The organism is Mesorhizobium sp. M2A.F.Ca.ET.043.05.1.1 (genome assembly GCF_003952445.1).
In the GTDB taxonomy this organism is placed as follows: Bacteria; Pseudomonadota; Alphaproteobacteria; order Rhizobiales; family Rhizobiaceae; genus Mesorhizobium.
The window spans coordinates 6,349,837-6,367,022 of record NZ_CP034446.1 but is presented as its reverse complement, the minus strand read 5'-3'; the positions used below and the strand labels follow the sequence as shown (position 1 = coordinate 6,367,022).

At 64.3% G+C, this 17,186-nt stretch carries 16 protein-coding genes; 7 read left to right on the top strand and 9 right to left on the bottom strand.

Annotated elements, in window-relative coordinates; genetic code table 11:
* Nucleotides 1–5: 5 nt before the first annotated feature.
* On the top strand, nucleotides 6–986 hold the full coding sequence (locus EJ069_RS30690; protein ID WP_126064309.1) for a hydroxyacid dehydrogenase: 981 nt from the start codon (nucleotides 6–8) through the stop codon (nucleotides 984–986).
* Between the two features lie 107 nt (nucleotides 987–1,093).
* Here the strand turns inward: EJ069_RS30690 and EJ069_RS30685 are convergent, their stop codons facing one another.
* Nucleotides 1,094–2,389, bottom strand: a complete 1,296-nt coding sequence (locus tag EJ069_RS30685) for an amidase (protein ID WP_126064308.1) — start codon at nucleotides 2,387–2,389, stop codon at nucleotides 1,094–1,096.
* A gap of 119 nt (nucleotides 2,390–2,508) precedes the next feature.
* Between EJ069_RS30685 and EJ069_RS30680 the strand changes: the two genes are divergently transcribed.
* Together EJ069_RS30680 and EJ069_RS30675 are read left to right on the top strand one after the other, a co-directional pair.
* The gene (locus EJ069_RS30680; RefSeq protein ID WP_126064307.1) at nucleotides 2,509–2,856 is read left to right on the top strand and encodes a GFA family protein; all 348 of its coding nucleotides are present in this window, start codon (nucleotides 2,509–2,511) and stop codon (nucleotides 2,854–2,856) included.
* Nucleotides 2,857–2,945: 89 nt separating this feature from the next.
* The gene (locus EJ069_RS30675; protein WP_126064306.1) at nucleotides 2,946–4,028 is read left to right on the top strand and encodes a nitroreductase family protein; all 1,083 of its coding nucleotides are present in this window, start codon (nucleotides 2,946–2,948) and stop codon (nucleotides 4,026–4,028) included.
* A 102-nt stretch (nucleotides 4,029–4,130) separates the two neighbouring features.
* On the opposite strand, the gene EJ069_RS30670 is transcribed toward EJ069_RS30675, so the two are convergent.
* The 7 genes from EJ069_RS30670 to EJ069_RS30640 all read right to left on the bottom strand — a co-directional run bounded on the left by EJ069_RS30670 (nucleotide 4,131) and on the right by EJ069_RS30640 (nucleotide 10,952).
* A complete protein-coding gene (locus EJ069_RS30670) occupies nucleotides 4,131–5,234 on the bottom strand; it encodes an ABC transporter ATP-binding protein (protein WP_126064305.1) in 1,104 nt (367 codons plus the stop codon).
* Between the two features lie 106 nt (nucleotides 5,235–5,340).
* Nucleotides 5,341–6,444 carry an ABC transporter ATP-binding protein gene (locus tag EJ069_RS30665; RefSeq protein ID WP_126064304.1) on the bottom strand — a complete coding sequence of 368 codons (1,104 nt, stop codon included), beginning with the start codon at nucleotides 6,442–6,444 and terminating at the stop codon, nucleotides 5,341–5,343.
* The gene (locus tag EJ069_RS30660; protein WP_112126300.1) at nucleotides 6,441–6,662 is read right to left on the bottom strand and encodes a hypothetical protein; all 222 of its coding nucleotides are present in this window, start codon (nucleotides 6,660–6,662) and stop codon (nucleotides 6,441–6,443) included. The genes EJ069_RS30665 and EJ069_RS30660 overlap by 4 nt, the downstream gene beginning before the upstream one ends.
* Nucleotides 6,659–7,615 carry a carbohydrate ABC transporter permease gene (locus tag EJ069_RS30655; RefSeq protein ID WP_042640685.1) on the bottom strand — a complete coding sequence of 319 codons (957 nt, stop codon included), beginning with the start codon at nucleotides 7,613–7,615 and terminating at the stop codon, nucleotides 6,659–6,661. The genes EJ069_RS30660 and EJ069_RS30655 overlap by 4 nt, the downstream gene beginning before the upstream one ends.
* 1 nt (nucleotide 7,616) lies before the next feature.
* A complete protein-coding gene (locus EJ069_RS30650; protein ID WP_042640683.1) occupies nucleotides 7,617–8,522 on the bottom strand; it encodes a sugar ABC transporter permease in 906 nt (301 codons plus the stop codon).
* Between the two features lie 66 nt (nucleotides 8,523–8,588).
* Nucleotides 8,589–9,905: an extracellular solute-binding protein gene (locus tag EJ069_RS30645; RefSeq protein WP_126064303.1), complete on the bottom strand. Its 1,317-nt coding sequence runs from the start codon at nucleotides 9,903–9,905 to the stop codon at nucleotides 8,589–8,591.
* 390 nt (nucleotides 9,906–10,295) lie between these two features.
* A complete protein-coding gene (locus EJ069_RS30640) occupies nucleotides 10,296–10,952 on the bottom strand; it encodes a TetR/AcrR family transcriptional regulator (protein WP_126064302.1) in 657 nt (218 codons plus the stop codon).
* 213 nt (nucleotides 10,953–11,165) lie between these two features.
* On the opposite strand from EJ069_RS30640, the gene EJ069_RS30635 reads away from it, so the two are divergent.
* The 3 genes from EJ069_RS30635 to EJ069_RS30625 are packed head-to-tail and all read left to right on the top strand — an operon-like array spanning nucleotide 11,166 to nucleotide 13,629.
* Nucleotides 11,166–12,362 carry a Tm-1-like ATP-binding domain-containing protein gene (locus tag EJ069_RS30635; protein ID WP_126064301.1) on the top strand — a complete coding sequence of 399 codons (1,197 nt, stop codon included), beginning with the start codon at nucleotides 11,166–11,168 and terminating at the stop codon, nucleotides 12,360–12,362.
* 6 nt (nucleotides 12,363–12,368) lie between these two features.
* Entirely contained in the window at nucleotides 12,369–13,208 is an 840-nt protein-coding gene (locus tag EJ069_RS30630) for a phosphoenolpyruvate hydrolase family protein (protein ID WP_126064300.1), read from the top strand.
* A 4-nt stretch (nucleotides 13,209–13,212) separates the two neighbouring features.
* Nucleotides 13,213–13,629 carry a cupin domain-containing protein gene (locus tag EJ069_RS30625; RefSeq protein WP_126064299.1) on the top strand — a complete coding sequence of 139 codons (417 nt, stop codon included), beginning with the start codon at nucleotides 13,213–13,215 and terminating at the stop codon, nucleotides 13,627–13,629.
* 176 nt (nucleotides 13,630–13,805) lie between these two features.
* Here the strand turns inward: EJ069_RS30625 and EJ069_RS30620 are convergent, their stop codons facing one another.
* On the bottom strand, nucleotides 13,806–14,999 hold the full coding sequence (locus EJ069_RS30620) for a Xaa-Pro peptidase family protein (RefSeq protein WP_126064298.1): 1,194 nt from the start codon (nucleotides 14,997–14,999) through the stop codon (nucleotides 13,806–13,808).
* 335 nt (nucleotides 15,000–15,334) lie between these two features.
* On the opposite strand from EJ069_RS30620, the gene EJ069_RS30615 reads away from it, so the two are divergent.
* A complete protein-coding gene (locus tag EJ069_RS30615; RefSeq protein ID WP_126064297.1) occupies nucleotides 15,335–16,945 on the top strand; it encodes an ABC transporter substrate-binding protein in 1,611 nt (536 codons plus the stop codon).
* Nucleotides 16,946–17,186: the final 241 nt, after the last annotated feature.

Genomic DNA, 17,186 nt, shown 5'->3' with positions numbered 1-17,186 from the left:
GTGCAATGCGCAAGATCCTGTCGACGCATCCGCTGCATCCCCGCGCCACGGCCATGCTGGCCGGAGCCGGGCGGCTGGTCGTCGCTTCCGCGCTCGATCCAAAGACATTGACCAATGAGGCCCGCGACGCCGACATCGTCATCGTGCGCGCGCCGCTGCCGCCCGAACTGTTTGCGGGTGCTTCGAATTTGCGCGCCGCGATCCGCCACGGCGCCGGGCTGGACATGATCCCGGTCGAGGCGGCGACCGCCGCCGGCGTGCTGGTCGCGAACGTGCCCGCGGTCAATGCCCGCTCGGTGGCCGAGCATGTGATGTTCACCGCGCTTGCCCTATTGCGGCGCTTCCGTGTGATGGACCGCGACCTGCGCGCCAAGGGCTGGCTTGCCGGGCGCGAGCACGCCAATTCGACCAGCGAGCTTGCCGGCAAGACGATCGGCATTGTCGGCCTCGGCGCGGTCGGACAGGCCGTCGGCCATATCGCCGCGCACGGTTTCGACCTCAATGTCGTGGCAACGACGCGCAGCCTGCGCCCAGCGCCCGAGCGCGTTGGCTTCCTGTCGATCGACGCGCTGGTCGAGCAGAGCGACATCATCGTGCTCTGCTGCCCGCTGACCGAGGAGACGCGCGGCCTGATCAGCCGCGAGCGCATCGCACGCATGAAGCCCGGCGCGCTGCTGATCAACGTCTCGCGCGGTCCGGTGGTCGACGACGAGGCGCTGATCGAAGCCTTGCGGGATGGCCGCATCGGCGGCGCCGCGCTCGACGTCTTTTCAACGCAGCCGCTGCCGCCCAACCATCCCTATTTCGGCTTCGACAATGTCATCGTCACCCCGCATATGGCCGGGATCACCGAGGAATCGATGATGCGCATGGGCGTCGGCGCGGCCGGCGAGGCGCTGCTGGTGCTTGCCGGCAAATTGCCCGTCAACCTGCGCAATCCGGAAGTGATCGAGCACTACCGGCGACGTTTTCCAGCTGGCGATTAATTCGCCGAGACCATTGCGACGATGCAGACCGGAGACGCCGGCGGGGCGCGAAGGAACGCAACGGTAATTTTCCTGATCCCAATTTGCCTCGGTTCGAAGCGCGCCTATCAACGGCTAAGCAGCGCCTCCACTGCCGCTGCAATCGCCAGCAAACGGCGATCATCCCCGTGCCTGCCCGCCAGCATCAGCCCGGCCGGTAGCTTGGTGCCCGGCATCGGCAGCGAGATCGCGCAGAGGTCGAACTGGTTGGCGACCTGCGTGTTGCGCAAGAGCAGCCCTTCGGTCCTGTCGCGCAATGCCTCGTCGCCGGCCATGGCGGCAATGGAAGGCGCGACCATCGGCACGGTCGGCAATGCCAGGACATCTACAACGTCCAGCCGTTCCGCCATCGCCGCCGCAAGCTCGCCGCGACGGCGGATCGTGCGGATATAGGCCGAAGCGGGAACCGCCAGCGCGCGCGACAACGGACCGGTGACATGCGGATCGACCGGCACGGAGGCGCCGCTCGCCAGCCAGTCGGCATGCACTTCGGCGCCTTCCATTGAGGCGATCGTGCCGCGTCTGGTCGCCGCCCGCATCTCGGCGATGAGATCGTCGATGGGCAAATCGGCGACGCGGGCGCCGGCCTGACCGATCCTGTCGATGCAAGCCTCGAAAGCTTCGGCGACCTCGGCTTGCGTTTCGTCGAACAGAACGCCGCGCGGAATGCCGATGCGCAAGGCCGCCAGCGGGACCGGCTGAAGGGCCGCCGGCTCATCTGCGGCCATGATCGCATCGGCGATCGCGCAATCGGCGACGCTGCGGGCAAGCGGGCCGATCGAATCCAGCGTCATCGACAGCGGAAAAGCGCCGGCCAAAGGCACGCGCCGCGCCGTCGGCTTGAAGCCGACGACGCCGTTGAGCGAGGCCGGGATGCGCACTGAGCCGCCGGTGTCCGAACCGATCGAGATATCGCTCGTGCCCTCGCCGACCGCAACGCCCGCCCCCGATGACGAGCCGCCTGGAATCAGGCTCGTATCGGCGGCATTGCCCGGCGTGCCGTAACGCAGATTGTCGCCGACCGCGGTGAAGGCGAATTCGGTCATGTTGGTCTTGCCGAGGATAACGGCGCCGGCCTGGCGCAGCCTTTGCACGATCGCCGCATCTCGCACGGCAGGTGCCGCTTCGGCGCGGATCAACGAGCCCGCCGTGGTCGGCTCGCCGGCGACGTCGAACAGGTCCTTGATCGAGACGATACGCCCGTCGAGCGGGCCAAGGCTGACGCCGGCTTTGCGGCGGGCATCTGACGCATCGGCGGCTGCCTGCGCCGCCTCGGTATAGACCTTCGTGTAGACCCGCTCCTCGGCCGAGCGACTGGCAAGACGTGACAGGATGGTTTCGAGACGGTCGCGGACGGATTGCATTTTCGATGTCGGGCCTTGCAAAGTTGCAACGTCTTTTAAACGCGCGGCCTGATGTTGGCCGGCAAAGAGATAACCCGGCAAGCGTGCCTTTGCACCCTGCCAGCGATGGGAAGATGCTGATGCTGTACAAAGGCAGTTGCCACTGCGGCAAGGTGGCATTCGAGGTCAAGGGTGAGATCGGCGGCGCGGTGCGCTGCAACTGCTCGATCTGCGCGCGCAAGGGCGCGCTGCTGTGGGCCGTGCCGCATGAGAAGCTCAGTCTGGTCGCCTGGGGCGACGACCTCGGCCGCTACACCTTCGGCAAGGCTCAAATCGCGCATCGCTTCTGCCGGACCTGCGGAATCCACCCCTTCGCCGAGGATGTCGGCGAAAGCGGCGAACGCACGGCCTATATCAATATCAACTGCCTCGACGACGTCGACGTCGCCAGCATCGAAGTGTTCGAGTTCGACGGTCGCGCCGCCTAGGCGGCGGGTCGATCAAAGGCCTTGATTGAGATCAAGGGCTATTCCCGAGCCGCCGCTATCTTGCCTGCGAGTTTATTCGAGAGGGCACGATGAACAGGCGAACGATGCTCGTGGGCGCAGGCGCCGCGCTTGTCACGGCGGGCACCGGTGTTGCCGGTTGGCGATCGGCCGTCGGGTCCATGGCCCAGTATGAGGCCTTCGCCGCCGGATTGCGTGACCGCCTGACGCCCGATCTTGAGGCCATCGTCCGTTACGCAACCTTGGCGGCCAATAGCCATAATACGCAGCCCTGGCGGTTCCAGCTTGAAGGGCAAGCGATCGAGATCCGGCCTGACCTTCAGAGGCGGACCCCGGTCGTCGACCCTGACGATCATCATCTCTATGTCAGCCTGGGATGCGCCGCGGCCAATCTCATGCTGGCCGCGGCGGCGACTGGCCGAACCGGCGAGGCTTCGCTCACGGCCGACGGCAACGGAATCCGTTACGACTACCTCATGGGCGAGGCGAAAGCGGACCCGTTGGCCGACGCCATTCCGAAACGCCAATCGACACGTGCCGAATATGATGCCCGCGCCACCCCTGCCGCGGATCTAGCCGAACTTGAGCGCGCAGCCGCGATACCGGGTGTGAGCCTGGCGCTTGTCACCGATCAGGGGCGGATGAAGCAGGTGCGGGATCTCGTCCTCGCCGGCAATGAAGACCAGATGAACGACCCCGCATTCATGCATGAGCTGAAGCAGTGGATCCGCTTCAACCCGCGCAGCGCAATGGCTCGAGGCGATGGGCTCTTCTCAGCCGCGAGCGGCAGCCCGGTGCTGCCGACCAGCCTTGGCCGGATCGCCCTGGACCGGCTGTTCAGCGCCGCCCAGGAGAATGAGAAATACGCTCGTCAGATCGACTCGTCGGCAGGGGTGGCGATCTTCTTTGCCGAGCGGCCGGACCACGACCACTGGATCAGGGTCGGCCAGGCGTGCCAGCGCTTCGCTTTGGCCGCGACGAGCCTGGGACTTAAGCTCGCCTTCATCAACCAGCCTGTCGAGGTCGCTCGCCTGCGCGCCGACCTGGCGGGGATTGTTGGGGAGACCCGCAGGCCGGATATTGTGATGCGCTTCGGATATGGGCCGGCCTTGCCGTTTTCGCCAAGGAGGCCGGTGGCCTCGATCATCGCATGATGGTGGATGGCTGAGATGGTCAGAGGCGATTGACCCGTCAGCCAGGCCCGCCGGCTCTCGGCCTGGTCGGGCGCGGCGCGATAAGGAGGCAGGCGAAGTCTGCTATCCCGCATGCCGCAGACTGACGCCGCTGCCCTTGTCGAACAGCACCACCTTGTCGGGATTCCAGGCAAAGCGCACGGCCTGTTCGATCGAAACGTCGGTCCTGGCCGGGACGGTGGCGCGCAGCATCGTGTCGCCGACCCTGAGCGTCAGGATCTTTTCCACGCCATGGTTCTCGACATCATGGACGCGCGCTTCCACCGGCGCGCCGCTCTCCAGATGGACATCCTCCGGGCGGATGCCGAAGACGAGCGGCCGACCGTCGGTCGCGCCGCTCGTCCTGCCCCCGCCAAAACTCTTTGCCCCAGTTGAAAGCGGCAGCTCGAAATTCACCGGCGCCATCACCGCGCGGTCGTTGACCAGCTTGCCGTCGATGAGGTTCATCGGCGGCGAGCCGACGAAGCTCGCGACATAGGTGTCGCGCGGATTGTTGTAGATCTCATGCGGCGTGCCGGTCTGGACGATGCGGCCATGGTTGAGCACGCCGACCTTGTCGCCCATCGACATGGCCTCGATCTGGTCATGCGTGACGAACAGGAACGTGGCGCCAAGCTGCATCTGCAGGTTCTTCAATTCTGTGCGCAGCGCCTCGCGCAGCTTGGCGTCGAGCGCCGACAGCGGCTCGTCCATCAGGAAGACGCGCGGCTTGCGCACGATGGCGCGGCCGATCGAGACGCGCTGCATCTCGCCACCGGAAAGCCGGTCGGTCTTGCGGTCGAGCAGATGCTCGATCCTGAGCGTGCGAGCAGCGCGCGCGACACGATCCTTGATCTCCGCATCCGGCAGCCGGCGGATCTTCGGCTTCAGCGGGAATTCGAGATTCTCGCGCACCGTGTAGCGCGGATAGAGCGAATATTGCTGCAGTACCAGCGCGACGTCGCGTTCGGCAGCGCCCCAGTCGGCGACGTCGACGCCGTCGATGAACACCTGGCCCTCGGTCGGCTTGTCGAGCCCGGCGATCAGGCGCAGCGTCGTCGTCTTGCCGGCGCCGGTTTCGCCGAGCAGCACGAAGAACTCGCCGTCCGCAATGTCGAGATTGAGGCTGGTCAGCGCGGTGTGGCCGCCGAATTTCTTGGTGATGTTCTTGAGCTCGATATGGGCCATGTCTACTGTCTCATTTCCATTTCGAGGGTGATCAGCCCTCCGCTATGGCTCCGGGCGTTCGATTGTTCGAAAGGCCAAATCGTTGGCCGTTCGTGTCCTTCGGCCATCACAATCTCACCCCCAGTGACTTGCCGCTTGCCGTGTCGAAGAAATGCGCCTGCTCCGGATCGATGCGGACATGGACCTTCTCGCCGGGGCCTGAGACGTAGCCGGCCTTGGTGCGCGCGCGCAGCATCGAGGAGCCGACCTTGAGGTCGACGATGTCGAAGGATCCCAGCGGCTCGATGATGCTCGCCTCGACCGGCATGTAGCCGGGCGCCGCATCGTGCCGGACGAGCACGCCCTCCGGCCGGATGCCGAGCGTCAGGCCACCGTTGGAATGCCCGTTGAGCTTGGACAGGAGCCGGTGCGGGAACTCGAAGCCCGCCGGCGCGTCGCCTACCGTCACGGAAACGGCGCCGGGCTGGTCCGCCACGCGGGCCTCGGCGATATTCATCACCGGGCTGCCGACGAACTGCGCCACGAACAGATTAGCCGGATGCGAATAGACCTCGTCCGGCGTGCCGACCTGCTGGATGAAGCCCTCATGCATGATGACGATGCGGTCGGCGAGGCTCATCGCCTCGATCTGGTCGTGGGTGACGTAGATCGTGGTCGATCCCTGCTTGACGTGCAGGCGCTTGATCTCGGCGCGCATCTCCTCGCGCAGCTTGGCGTCCAGCGCGCCGATGGGCTCGTCCATCAGCATGGCCTTCGGCCGCCGCACGAGCGCCCGGCCAATCGCCACGCGCTGCATGTCGCCGCCCGAAAGCGCCGACGGCCGCTTGTCGAGCAGGTCGGTGATACGCAGGACCCGGGCGACCTCGCGCACGGACTTGTCGACCTCGCCGCTGCTCATGCGCGTGGCGCGCAGCGGAAAGGCGACGTTCTCGAACACCGTCATGTGCGGGTAGAGCGAGAAGGACTGGAACACCATGGCGATGTCGCGGTCGGCGGCCTTGAGGTGCTGCACCGGCTTGCCGTCGATCAGGATGTCGCCCTTGTCGATCGTCTCCAGCCCCGCGACCGCGCGCAGCGTCGTGGTCTTGCCGCAGCCGGACTGGCCGAGCAGCACGATGAACTCGTTGTCGGCGATGGCGAGGTTCAAATTGTGGATGACCTGGACGGCACCGAAGAATTTCTCGATGCCGCGAAGTTCGATCTGCGTCACTGCCGGGCTCCCTCATGCGTCGCGGCGCCGGTTTCCTCGCTCTGCTCCGGCGCGATCTTGGACGTGATGTTGAAGCCGATCAGCCCGATCAGGATGATCGTCACGCCGTAGGAATGCAGGTTGAGGCTCCATGGCTGGCAGAGCGCGACGATGCCGAGCACCATCAGGATCTGCGAAGCCGGCAAAAGGTATTTCTCGTTGACGGCGCGGAAACTCATTTGCGGATCGCTCCGAACGTCACGCCGCGAAGCAGATGGTTGCGCAGCAGGAAGGTGAAGATCGCGACCGGCAAAAGGAACAGGAAGGTGCCGGCTGCGATCGTGGTCCAATCCGGCAGGCCGGAGCCGATCTGCGACGGGATGAAGGGCGGCGCCGTCTGGGCGCGCCGGTTGGTCATGATCAGCGCGAAGGCATATTCGTTCCAGGCGGTGATGAAGCAGAACACGGCTGTCGCCGCGATGCCGGTCGCCGCTTCCGGCAGCACGATCTTGAAGAAGGCCTGCATGCGCGTGTAGCCGTCGACGAGCGCTGCCTCCTCATATTCCTTCGGGATCTCGTCCATGAAGCCTTTCATCAGCCAGACCGAGAAGGAGAGGTTGAACGCGACGTAGAGGATGATCAGCCCGATATGCGAGTCGTTGAGGCCGACCATGCGGTACATCAGGAACATCGGGATGGCGACCACCACCGGCGGCAGCATGCGCGTCGACAGGATGAAGAACAAAAGATCCGCCTCGCCCGCGATCTTGAAGCGGGAGAAGCCGTAGGCGGTGAAGGTTCCCATGCCCACCGCCAGCACCGTGCTGATAACCGCCACGATCAGGCTGTTCATGAACCGATCGGGATACTGCGAAAGCTGCACATCCTTGCCGACCTTCAGCACCCGCTCGCCGCCGTCATAGATGCGTTTTTCCCACCATGGCGCGGCTTCGTAGACTTGCGGATCGACGGGCTTCTGCATCTGCACGCGCTTGGTGAACAGACGCACGAACGGCGTCACCTCCGGCTCGAACAGCACGGTCGGCGGCACGCTGACGGCGAGTTCCTTCGGCTTGAACGCCGTCGAGGCGATCCAGTAGATCGGCGCCAGGAAGATCAGGGTCGCGACCAGCACGGCGGCGATTGCCGCGCGGTTGAAAGCGACTTCGGAAGAAGTGCGGACGGCGGCCATCTCAGCGCTCCTTCACCTTGTTGAGATACTTCACGTAGAGGTTGGTGATGGCCAGCACCATGATCAGCACGATGTAGGCCAGCGCGCAGGACTTGCCCGTATCCCACTGCTGGAAGGCCTGCTTGTAGAGCCGGATCGCGATCAGCTCGGCGGTCGGCTGGGTCGTCATCGTGTAGGCGATGTCGAAGGTCTTGAAGGCTTCCATGGTGCGGAAGATCAGCGCGATGAGAAGGATCGGCGAGACCAGCGGCAAGGTGATGCGGGTAAAGGTGTACCACCATCCGGCGCGGTCGATCGCGGCGGCCTCGTAGAGATGCTGCGGCACCGCCGACAGGCCGGCAAGCGACAAAAGCATGACGAAGGGCGACCACATCCAGATGTCGGTGATCGCGACCGCGTAGAGCGCGCTGTCGGGATTGGAGAGCCAGGCGAAATCGCCAAGGCCGAAGACATAGTTGATCGGGCCCCAGGACGGACTGTAGAGCAGTTGCCAGAACAGGCCGACGACCGCCGCCGACATCATCATCGGCAACAAAAGCAGCGTGGTGATCAGGCCCTTCATCGGAAAGGAGCGGTTGAGCAGAAGCGCAAGGCCGAAGCCGACGACCATCTGACCCGCCACCGAAACGATGACATATTTCGCCGTGATGACGAAGTTCGACCAGATGTGGTCGTCACTGAGCAGCTCGCGATAATTCTGCAGGCCGACGAACTGCCATGGCTCGCTGCGGTTCGCAGCGAAGTTCGTGAAGGAATAGCCGAGCGAATAGATCAGCGGAAAAATGTTGAAGACGATCAGGAAAACCAGCGTCGGGATGATGAACAGATTGCGGATGGTCAGGTCCGACCAGCCGCGCGCGGCGGCCCTGGAGGCCGGATCAAGATTGGTGAGGGCTACCGAAGCCAACGAATGTCTCCCTGAAAACAGGAATGCCGGAGGGGAAACCCTCCTCCGGCATTCTGACTGTGGTGCTTACTTGTAGCGGTTGTACTTGGTGAAGGTCGCCTTCCAGTCGGCGGCGGTCTTGTCGAGCGCCTCCTGGGCGGTGCCCTTGCCGCCGACCACGAACGGATAGATGTTCTGGTTCAGCTGATCGAGCACTTCGGCGTATTCAGGCGTTGCCCAGAAGTCCTTGACCATGAACATCGTGTCGTAGAACGCCTTGTTGTAGGGCGTCGCGTTCTGGAAGGCATCCGACTTCAGCACGGCCTGGCTGCAGGTGTAGCCGCCGAGGTCGGCCCATTTCTTCTGGGTCTCGTCCTTGATGAACCATTCGAGGAACTTCATCGCCTGGTCCTTGTTCTTCGAGTACGAGACGACCGAGATTCCCTGGCCGCCGAGAGCGGCGAAGCGCTTGCCGTCAGGACCTGCCGGATTGGCGAAGAAGCCGGTGACGTCGGCATAAGGGTTGGTGGCCTTGTTCACCAGCGGCGGGAAGAAGGCGAAGAAGTTCATGCTCATCGCGGCGAGACCGCCGGTGATCGCCTGATTGTCTTCCACGAAGAAGGTCTTGCCCCAGCCGGGCGGCGTGAATTTGTAGAGTTGCTTGTACATGTCGAGGCCGGCGGCGGCCTCTTTCGAATTGGTGATGCCGTCGACCTTGTAGGTGGCGTAGTCGCCGAGATCGCCGCCATAGCTGAAGATGGCGCTTTCGACGCCCATCGCCATCGCGTCATAGGAATTGTCGGTGTAGATGGCGACGCCGTAGCGCTTCTGGTCCGGACGGTGGAAGAACTCGGCGATGTCGCGCAGCTGCGCATAGGTCGTCGGCACGGCGAGATCGTAGCCATACTTCGCCTTGAAGGCTTCCTTTTCCTTCGGGTCCTCGAACCAGTCCTTGCGATATGACCAGCCGATCGCGTCGCCTTCCAGCGGGATCGCCCAGTATTTGCCGGACCCGCCGGGATATTCGGCATAGTACTTGATGGTGGCGGGCGCCATCACGTCATTGAGCTTGTGCTGGTTGAAGAAGTCGGTGAGGTCGACATAGTGGCCTTGCGTCGAACCGGCGCCGAGCCATTGCGAGTCGCCGACGACCATATCGTAGGCGTCGCCATGCGCGTTGAATTCGGTGAAGGCCTTGGTCTGGAAGTCGGGCCACGGCGTGGTCTGAACCGTGACCTTCACGCCGGTCTCGGCCGTGTAGTCGTTGACGAGTTCCTGCAGGTAGTTCGCCGGATCCCATTCCGCCCAGAAGATGGTGAGTTCCTTGTCCTGCGCGCGGACGGACGTCCCGCAGGCAAGTGCCAGCCCGATACCAGCGATCACGCTGGTCACTATCTTGCGCATAGTTTTCCTCCCTTGTGCGCATTCCACCGTGTCATGCGAGCCGGCGATGAGGCCGACCCTGGTAGTTCCTCCTGTGATGCTCCTCCCCGGTTTCAGGCCTCCTCGCCCTGCCGGAAATGGATCGCAGCCCTGACTTTTGCTCCGCGTTGTCGGTCCTAATCTGGTATTACCAATTTTCGCTTGGCGTCAAGCGCTTTCTTGAGCGGCTGACAGCAGCCGAACAAGCGGATCGTAACGATATCTGGCTGTTTTCCCTTGTTTTTCCTACTCTGCGATACGTGGAGCCCTTGTCACGGGCGGTCCATTACAATTAACATTCGAAACTGGCCCCGCAATCTGGTCGAACCAGATTTAAGCAGCTGTCGCCTTTGACGCTGCAGCCATTCCTGCTCATGTCGCTCCTGATTCCGCCATCGCGGCGCGCACCAGCGCGCTCGCCGCCCATTGCGCCACCGACATCATTTCGGCGCTGTCCAGCCCCCAGATATCCTTCAACACCGTGACCACCTCGACGCCGAACACCAGCGACAGCGCCTGCGCCAGGCGCCTGAACTGACGCGGCTTCAAGCGGCCCTTGAGCGGCGCGATCGCATCCTTCAGCAGGTCGACGCGATGGCCGCGCGTGAAGGCGGGCTCGGATCCGAGCGTGCCGGCCTGGCGCCGCGCCCATTGGTCGAGGGACAGCTTCAGAGCCGCCTTGAACGTCGCCTCGAAGGCTTCGATGCGCGGCATCGCGGTGGCAAACAGATCCGCCACGCGCCGTTCGGCATCATCGGAGGCCGACTTCCAGGTGAGGATCGGGCCGAGCCCTTCATCGACCACGGCCTGCACCAGCGCCGCCTGGCTCGGGAAATACCGGTAGGCGGTTGCGCGCGAGACCTCCGCCGCCTCCGCGATCTCGCTGACCGAGGGTGTCATGCCGGACTGCATCAGCCGTGTCGCCGTCTCCAGCATCAGCCGCCTGGTGCGGGCACGCGCCCCCTTCTCGGTCACCGGCGCCTGGGCGACCTCATCCTTGGCGACGGCTTGTTGACGTGAGACATCCATATCAATACGATACGCGCGTCTCAAAAATTTGCAATGGCGCAACGCCGGGCAAATGACGGGGTCCCCACCAGCGACGAGGCTTTTGCCGCGGAGCTTACGGGTGGGGCAAAAAATGAGATCCCCACCAGCGACGAGGCCTTTGCCGAGGAGCTTAAGGGTGGGGCAAGAAGGCAGGCGGCAAAGCCGACCATGCCGGACGACGGGGAAACGCGCATGAAGCGCATCTATGTGGTCGGCACCGCCGATACCAAAGGCGAGGAGCTTGCCTTCCTGGCCGATGCCGTCGCTGCTGCCGGCGGCGCGGTCGTGCGTGTCGATATCGGCACGCGGGGCGCGACCGTCCCGGTCGATATCCCGGCCAGCGAGGTCGCCGCGCATCATCCCAAGGGAGCCCACGCGGTTCTCGGCCTCGACGACCGCGGCGCGGCCGTCGCCGGCATGGGCGTCGCCTTCCCCGGTTTCATCCGCTCGCGCGACGACATCGCCGGTGTGATCGGCATCGGCGGCGGCGGCGGCACCTCGATCGTCACCGCCGGCATGCGCGCGCTGCCGCTCGGCCTGCCCAAGATCATGGTCTCGACGCTGGCTTCCGGCGACACCGCGCCTTACGTCGACGTGTCAGACATCATCATGATGCCGTCGGTCACCGACATGGCGGGACTGAACAGGCTCTCCCGCGTCGTGTTGCACAATGCCGCCCAGGCGATCGCCGGCATGGCGGCAAAGCCGGCCCCGGCCGCCGCCGGCAAGCCGGCGCTCGGGCTCACCATGTTCGGCGTCACCACGCCTTGCGTGACGGCGATCGTCGAGCGCCTGCGCGCCGACTATGACTGCATGGTCTTCCACGCCACTGGCACCGGCGGCCGCTCGATGGAGAAGCTCGCCGACAGCGGTCTGCTGGCCGGCGTCCTCGACATCACTACGACCGAGGTCTGCGACCTGTTGCTCGGCGGCGTGCTGCCGGCGACGGAGGATCGCTTCGGCGCCATCGCCCGCACGAAATTGCCCTATATCGGCTCGGTCGGCGCGCTCGACATGGTGAACCTCTGGGCGCCGCCGACCATCCCGGAAAAATATCGTGGGCGACTGTTCTACGAGCACAATCCCAACGTCACGCTGATGCGCACCACGGCCGACGAATGCCGCCGGATCGGTGAATGGATTGGCGGCCGCCTCGCCCGATGCGGCGGCCCGGTCCGTTTCCTGATCCCGGAAAAGGGCGTCTCGGCGCTCGATATAGAAGGCGGCGCCTTCTTCGACGCGGAGGCCGACGCGGCGCTGTTCGACGCGATCGAGCGCACGATCGAGCCTACGAAGGACCGCACCGTCACGCGCCTGCCGCTGCACATCAACGATCCCGCTTTCGCCACGGCCGCCGCCGAGGCGTTCCTAGACATCGCCAAGAAGTGAGACAGCATGGCCGCCATTCCGCGCAAAACGATCCTGGAGAAATTCGGCAAGATGATCGCCGACGGCGTGCCGATCGTCGGCGGTGGCGCCGGCACCGGCCTGTCGGCTAAGGCCGAGGAAGCCGGCGGCATCGACCTGATCATCATCTACAATTCCGGCCGCTATCGCATGGCCGGGCGCGGCTCGGCCGCCGGCCTGCTCGCCTATGGCAACGCCAACGAGATCGTCAAGGAGATGGCCTATGAGGTGCTGCCGGTGGTGAAGAAGACGCCGGTGCTGGCCGGCGTCAATGGCACCGATCCCTTCGTCATCATGCCGCTGCTGCTTTCCGAACTGAAGACGATGGGCTTTTCCGGCGTGCAGAACTTTCCGACCGTCGGCCTGTTCGACGGCACCATGCGCCAAAGCTTCGAGGAGACCGGCATGGGCTTTGGGCTCGAGGTCGACATGATCGCCGAGGCGCACAAGCTCGACTTGCTCACCACGCCCTATGTCTTCAATCCCGACGAGGCGCGCGCCATGACCAAAGCCGGCGCCGACATCGTCGTCGCCCATATGGGTGTGACGACCGGCGGCTCGATCGGCGCCACCTCGGCGAAAACGCTCGACGCCTGCGTGAAAGAAATCGACGACATCGCCGATGCCGCGCGCTCGGTGCGCAAGGATGTCATCCTGCTGTGCCATGGCGGGCCGATCTCGATGCCCGACGACGCCCGCTACATCCTCGAGCGCTGCGAGGGTCTGCACGGCTTCTATGGCGCAAGCTCGATGGAACGGCTGCCGGCCGAGGCGGCGATCGCCAAGCAGACGGCGGATTTCAAGACGGTCATGAAAAGGAAGGGATGAGGCGATGGCCGACAAGAGCAAAGTGTTCGTCTACCCGAAGGATGTCAGCGCCTTCGGCTTCGACTGGGGCAGACTGTCGCTGACCGTGGCGCCGGAAGTGAACGGCGCCGAACGCTTTTCAGGCGGCGTCGTCGACTTGCCGCCCGGCCAAGGCCACACCCGCCACAATCATCCCGGCGCGGAAGAGATCATCTTCGTCATCTCCGGCCATGGCGAGCAGATGGTGGAGGACGAGAAGGGCAATCCGGTGGTGGCGAAGGTCGGTCCCGGCTGCACCATCTACGTGCCGGAAAGCCGCTTCCACTCTACGCTCAACACCGGCGACCAGCCGATGCAGCTCTTCGTCGTCTATTCGCCGGCCGGACCGGAATTGGCGCTGCGCGACCTGCCCGACTTCAGGCTGCTGCCGGCGGGCACATAATTTTCAGCGTCGCAGCCCCCTCATCCGGCCGCTTCGCGGCCACCTTCTCCCCGGCGGGGAGAAGAGGCTGGCGGTGGCGCTTACCTGCTCCTCTCCCCTCGGGGAGAGGTCGGATTGCCCCGAATTGCTCTTCGCAACTCGGCTGGCAATCCGGGTGAGGGGGAGCGCCGTCGAAGCTAAGCTGCCGCCCCACCCCTATTCCATCCCCGCCCGCGATCGCCGAACATCACATAACCGCTGTCGGTCACGGCCACCGTGTCCTCCAACTTGATGAAACCGCGCGTCGGGTGAAGCATGGTCGTCTCGACCGAGAGCACCATGTTCTTTTCCAGCGGCTTGGCCGCATAGGTGCCTTCATAGGCGACCGGATGGTTGGTCATCAGGAACGGCGCCTCATGCGTGATCAGGCCCATGCCGTGGGCGAAGAAATCCGTATAGGCCGCGACCCTGGAGGCCTTCAGCACGCCTTCCGCATGCGCGATCATATCGCCGCCAAGCGTGCCGGCCTTGACCTTGGAAAAGGCAGCTTGCTGTACCGCTTCGACTTCGGCCAGCAGATCCTCCAACTCGGCATCCGGCTCGCCGAGCACGCCCATGCGGCAGAGGTCGCCGATATAGCCGTGATAGTTGCCGCCGGAATCGATCGACATCACCTCGCCTTTCTTCCACGCCTGGCTGGACGCCGCGCGGTTGTGGCTTGAGCCCAGCGTCAGCAGGCAATATTCGAAATGCGCGCCGCGATTGGTCTCCTCGCGCCTGAGCCGCTCGATGATGTCGGTCTTGCTCGTGTTCTCGCGCGCCCAGGCGATCGTCGCCAGCATGGAATCGGTGATCAGCTCGGAGGCGATGCGCAGCTGTTCCAGCTCCGCCTCGGTCTTGATGGCGCGCATGGTCTCGAGCATGCCGGTCGCGTCGATCAGCTTCGCGTCCGGCAGCGCCTTGCGGATCAGCATATAGGCGTCGGACGGCAGGAAGCCGGGCTCGATGCCGATGCGCGCCGCAGACTTCCCGATCTGGCGTAGATGCTCCACCGCAAGATTTGCGGCATCGAGCGTGCCCCAGCAGGCGGCATGCAAGGTCGGCGTCCAGAACGGATGGTTCTGATGCTCGCCGCCTTCCATCTTGTTGCCGATATAGGCCGCGTGTTCCGGCCCGCCCTTCTCGTAAAGCACAATCGGCAGGTAACGGCTGTGGCCGATCGCATCCATGGCGGCGAAGAAGATGAACTTGTAGCCGCCGAGCAGGTATTGCGTGTTGTGCTTGGACGTGGCGAACAGCACGTCGATGCCAGCCTCTTCCATCAGCCGGTCCACCCGCGCCTGGTCGAACGGAATGCTGCTGACCTCGGCCTTGCCCGGAGCGATGTTCATCTGCCTCTCCCTGATTTTTCATCGGCCGCAGCAGCGCCGAACATTATGATTTGTGACTGCCGGCCAAATCTGCATCATTTTGGCCACTCTGGTCCAGCCAGAACCGATCACTTTCGCGCCGAAGGCGGTTTATGTCCGACTCTCTATCCCGCCGCGCTATAATCTGGTCCTACCAGATAAAAGCATGAGAGCTTCTTTCGGCCGGCTGGTCCAGCGGACGGAAATTTCAAAGCCAAGCCATGATGCGCCAAATCCGTCTCTGGCGAAACCTTTGCCAAGGCCCATAATCACGCGATTGGCGCGCCTGCCACGGCGCGAAGAGGGGAGTTTGAACGATGTCCGAATTGACGATTTCACGCCGCGGCCTGCTGGCCGGCTCGGCGCTGCTTCTGGCTTCGACCGCGCTGCCGACCATCGGCTTTGCGCAGACGCCGAAGAAAGGCGGCCGCCTGGTGCTGGCCGCCGATTCGGAGCCGCGCAACCTCAACCCGGCGATCGTCGCCTCGAACGGCGTCTTCTTCATCTCCAGCAAGATCGTCGAGACGCTGGCCGAAGCCGCCTTCGACGGCAAGGACGGGCTTCAGCCGCGGCTGGCGCTCTCCTGGGAAGGTGCGGGCGACGGCCTGTCGGTGACCTTCAAGCTGCGCGACGGCGTCAAATGGCATGACGGCAAGCCCTTCACCTCCGCCGACGTCGCCTTCTCGGCGCTGCAGATCTGGAAGCCGCTGCAGAATCTCGGCCGCACCGTGTTCACGGATCTGGTGGCCGTCGACACGCCGGACGAGCTGACCGCAATCTTCAAATTCGCCAAGCCGACGCCGTTCCAGCTCATCCGCAACGCGCTGCCGGCGCTGTCGAGCGTCGTGCCGAAGCACGTTTACGAGGTGGGCAAGATCGAGGACAACCCGGCCAACAACGCGCCGGTCGGCACCGGTCCGTTCAAATTCGCCGAGTACAAGGCCGGCCAATATTACCGGCTGACCCGGAACGACGCCTATTGGGGCAAGGACGAGCCCTATCTCGACGAGATCGTCTACCAGGTGCTCCCCGATCGCACCTCTGCGGCGGCCGCGCTGGAAGCCGAAGAGATCCAGCTCGCCGCCTTCTCCGCCGTGCCGCTCGCCGACCTCGACCGCATCTCCAAGGTGCCGGGCCTGAAGGTCATCACCAAGGGTTATGAGGGGTTGACCTACCAGCTCGTCGTCGAGATCAACCACCGCCGCAAGGAACTGGCCGACCTCAAGGTGCGCCAGGCGATCGCCCATGCCATCGACAAGGATTTCGTTGTCAAGACGGTCTTCCTCGGCTACGCCGCGACCGCAACTGGCCCTGTGCCGAAGAACGACCCGCAATTCTACGCCGCCGACGTGCCGACCTATCCTTTCGACGTCGCCAAGGCCAACGCGCTGCTGGATGAAGCAGGCTACAAGCGCGCCGACGACGGCAAGCGCTTTGCGCTGAAGCTTTTGCCGGCGCCCTACTTCAACGAGACGAAGCAGTTCGGCGATTATTTGCGCCAGGCGCTGGCGGCGATCGGCATCGACGCCCAGATCGTCAACAACGACTCGGCAGCCCACATCAAGGCCGTCTACACCGACCATGCCTTCGACCTCGCCGTCGGCCCGCCGGTGTTCCGCGGCGACCCGGCGATCTCGACCACCATCCTTGTGCAGAGCGGCATTCCCGACGGCGTGCCCTTCTCCAACCAGGGCGGCTACAAGAACGCCGACCTCGACGCCCTGATCGTCAAGGCATCCGAGACGCTCGACACGTCGGCCCGCACCGAGCTCTACAAGGAGTTCCAGAAGAAGGTGGCTGCCGATCTGCCGCTGATCAACGTCGCCGAATGGAGCTTCATCAGCGTGGCCCGCGATACGGTGGGCAACATCGCCAACAACCCGCGCTGGGCTGTGTCGAACTGGGCGGACACTTATTTGGCGGGCTGATCCGGCACTTGCGGATCGGCAGTCGGGGTGCTCAGCTTCGAGAATGAGAGTTCCTTCGCGCCCCCCTCTGTCCTGCCGGACATCTCCCCCACTTGGGGGGAGATTGGCGGTTTCCGCGCCTCACACCTCCCTGCAACGTCGGAAATTGGGGAAAGCCGCGGCGACGGCTGATCTCCCCCCAAGTGGGGGAGATGGCCGGCAGGCCAGAGGGGGGCGCCGTAGAGTGCGACCTCGGAGGGTT

What these genes read in the sequence shown, in the direction of transcription:
- EJ069_RS30690 (WP_126064309.1), top strand. Translation starts at nt 6, where the DNA reads ATGCGCAAGATCCTGTCGACGCATCCGCTGCATCCCCGCGCCACGGCC.
- EJ069_RS30630 (WP_126064300.1), top strand. Translation starts at nt 12,369, where the DNA reads ATGGCCGCCATTCCGCGCAAAACGATCCTGGAGAAATTCGGCAAGATG.
- EJ069_RS30685 (WP_126064308.1), bottom strand. Translation starts at nt 2,389, where the DNA reads ATGCAATCCGTCCGCGACCGTCTCGAAACCATCCTGTCACGTCTTGCC.
- EJ069_RS30680 (WP_126064307.1), top strand. Translation starts at nt 2,509, where the DNA reads ATGCTGTACAAAGGCAGTTGCCACTGCGGCAAGGTGGCATTCGAGGTC.
- EJ069_RS30635 (WP_126064301.1), top strand. Translation starts at nt 11,166, where the DNA reads ATGAAGCGCATCTATGTGGTCGGCACCGCCGATACCAAAGGCGAGGAG.
- EJ069_RS30615 (WP_126064297.1), top strand. Translation starts at nt 15,335, where the DNA reads ATGTCCGAATTGACGATTTCACGCCGCGGCCTGCTGGCCGGCTCGGCG.
- EJ069_RS30655 (WP_042640685.1), bottom strand. Translation starts at nt 7,615, where the DNA reads ATGGCCGCCGTCCGCACTTCTTCCGAAGTCGCTTTCAACCGCGCGGCA.
- EJ069_RS30640 (WP_126064302.1), bottom strand. Translation starts at nt 10,952, where the DNA reads ATGGATGTCTCACGTCAACAAGCCGTCGCCAAGGATGAGGTCGCCCAG.
- EJ069_RS30670 (WP_126064305.1), bottom strand. Translation starts at nt 5,234, where the DNA reads ATGGCCCATATCGAGCTCAAGAACATCACCAAGAAATTCGGCGGCCAC.
- EJ069_RS30675 (WP_126064306.1), top strand. Translation starts at nt 2,946, where the DNA reads ATGAACAGGCGAACGATGCTCGTGGGCGCAGGCGCCGCGCTTGTCACG.
- EJ069_RS30620 (WP_126064298.1), bottom strand. Translation starts at nt 14,999, where the DNA reads ATGAACATCGCTCCGGGCAAGGCCGAGGTCAGCAGCATTCCGTTCGAC.
- EJ069_RS30625 (WP_126064299.1), top strand. Translation starts at nt 13,213, where the DNA reads ATGGCCGACAAGAGCAAAGTGTTCGTCTACCCGAAGGATGTCAGCGCC.
- EJ069_RS30660 (WP_112126300.1), bottom strand. Translation starts at nt 6,662, where the DNA reads ATGAGTTTCCGCGCCGTCAACGAGAAATACCTTTTGCCGGCTTCGCAG.
- EJ069_RS30645 (WP_126064303.1), bottom strand. Translation starts at nt 9,905, where the DNA reads ATGCGCAAGATAGTGACCAGCGTGATCGCTGGTATCGGGCTGGCACTT.